General features: G+C 66.4%; 2 protein-coding genes. One reads left to right on the forward strand and one right to left on the reverse strand.

Annotated elements, in window-relative coordinates; genetic code table 11:
* On the forward strand, positions 1 to 738 hold a 738-nt coding region (locus tag AC1DYI_RS33790), incomplete at its 5' end, for an MFS transporter (RefSeq protein WP_477208478.1).
* Positions 739 to 764: 26 nt separating this feature from the next.
* Here the strand turns inward: AC1DYI_RS33790 and dctA are convergent.
* On the reverse strand, positions 765 to 2,072 hold a 1,308-nt coding region (dctA, locus tag AC1DYI_RS33795; RefSeq protein ID WP_477208479.1), incomplete at its 5' end, for a C4-dicarboxylate transporter DctA.

A 2,072-nucleotide genomic window follows, 5' to 3' on the forward strand; every position in this document is an offset into this window, starting at 1 on the left:
GCCGTGGCGGGCCCGGCGCTCGCCGGGATGCTGGTCGCATGGCGCCCCGAAGCATGCCTATGGACATCGATGGCCGCACTGCTGTTGGCCGCGATGCTGTTGCGTGGGCTCGACCTGCCGTCCCGGCCGCAGTCCACCAGCGCCTTCTGGCCGGCATTCCGCGAAGGCTGGCGCGTGCTGCGAACGAACAGGCCGCTGTGGCACACAGCTTGGGTCATCGTCGCGACGAACGGCAGCGCTGGCGTGGTCGAGATCCTGTTCCTGTTCCGGGCCCGCGACCAACTGCAGTTTTCGCCGTCCATGCTCGGCACGATGGTGGCTCTGGCGGCCGTCGGCGGCATCGCGGCTGGCATGCTGGCGGGAAGGATGCGGCTTCATGTCGGCCTGGGGCGGCTGCTCACCTTGGCCGTCGCGCTCGAGGCCCTCAGCATCGCGGTGCTGGCGACGGGCCAGAGCGCAACGATGCTGGTCGCCGGACTGGCGCTGAACAGCTTCGCGCAAGTCGTGGGCAATGTGTGCGTTTGGGGCTACCGCCAGGAAAGCACGGCGAGCGAGCACATCGGGCGGGTCTCTGGCGCGACCGGTTCGCTGTTCAAGCTGGGCATGCCGCTCGCCCTGGTGGTTTCGGGCCAGTTGGCCGCGCAGCTGCCCTTGACACCCCTGCTCGGCCTGTGCGCCGCGGTTCATCTGCTCGCCGCCCTGTGCCTGCGCTTCTCGGCGATGTACCCGGTGCGCTGAGGTTCATTGCTGGGTGCCGACCGGGGCTATACAGTCGTTGCGTGCAGTCCAGCGCCCGACGAGGCGTTCGGAAGTGTCGCCTCCTCTTCCAGTTCCTGCTCGGTGTTGACGTAGTTCTGCGCAAGCTCCCGTGTCAGAACTTCGCGGTCACAGGCCCTTTCCCAGATCGACACGACGACGCACGCCACCGCATTGCTCATGGTGCTCGTCAGGGCGCGCGCTTCCGACATGAAGCGGTCGATGCCGACGATGAGCGCAACACCGGCCAACGGAAGGTCGGGCATCACCGTGAGCGTGGCCACCAGTGCGACGAAGCCGCTGCCGGTGACCCCTGCGGCACCCTTGGACGTGAGCAGCATCAGCCCGAGCATCGCGGCGATCTGCGTCCACGACAGGTGGATGTCGCAGGCCTGGGCGATGAACATCGAGGCCAGCGTCAGGTAGATCGCCGTGCCGTCCAGGTTGAACGAATAGCCGGTCGGCAGGACCAGGCCCACCACGCCTTTCTTGCAGCCCAGGCGCTCGAGTTTCATCAGCAGCCGCGGGAGTACCGGCTCACTCGACGACGTGCCGAGCACGACCAGCAGTTCTTCCCGGATGTAGCGCAGCAGCTGCCACAGCTTGAAGCCGTGCATGCGCGCCAGCAGACCGAGCACGACGACGACGAAGAAGGAGCAGGYGACATAGAAGGTCGCGATCAGGAGACCGAGCGAACCGATCGACATGATGCCATAGCGGCCGACGGTGAAGGCCATCGCACCGAAGGCGCCCAGCGGCGCGAGGCGCATGATGAAGCCGAACGCCGCGAAGAGCATGTGCGCAAAGCTGTCGATGCCGTCCAGCACGGAACGTCCGACCGAGCCGATGCGCGTGAGGCCGAAGCCGCACAGCACGGACAGCAGCAGCACTGGCAGCACCTCGCCTTCCGCGAAGGCGCCGAAGAAGGATCCGGGGATGATGTGCAGCACGAACTCGGTGAAGCCGCGTGGCGGCACCTGGCTCGAGTACTTGGCGGCGATGGACGTGTCGAGGTGCGCGGGGTCGATGTGCATGYCCACGCCCGGCTGCATCAGGAACACCGCCGCGAGTCCGGTCAGCAGGGCGAGGATCGTGAGTGCATAGAACAGGCCCATCGACTTCAGCAGCGTCTTGCCGATCTCGCGAGAGTCGTTCAGCGACGTGATGCCACTGACGATCGTGCAGAAGACGATCGGCGCGATCATCATCTTCACGAGCTTGACGAAGCCGTCGCCGAGCGGTTTGAGGGCGGCGCCGAATTCGGGCCAATAGTGCCCCACGGTGATGCCGAGAGCCAGGCCGATCAGGACCTGGAC

The organism is Ideonella sp. P3_A4 (assembly GCF_056403075.1).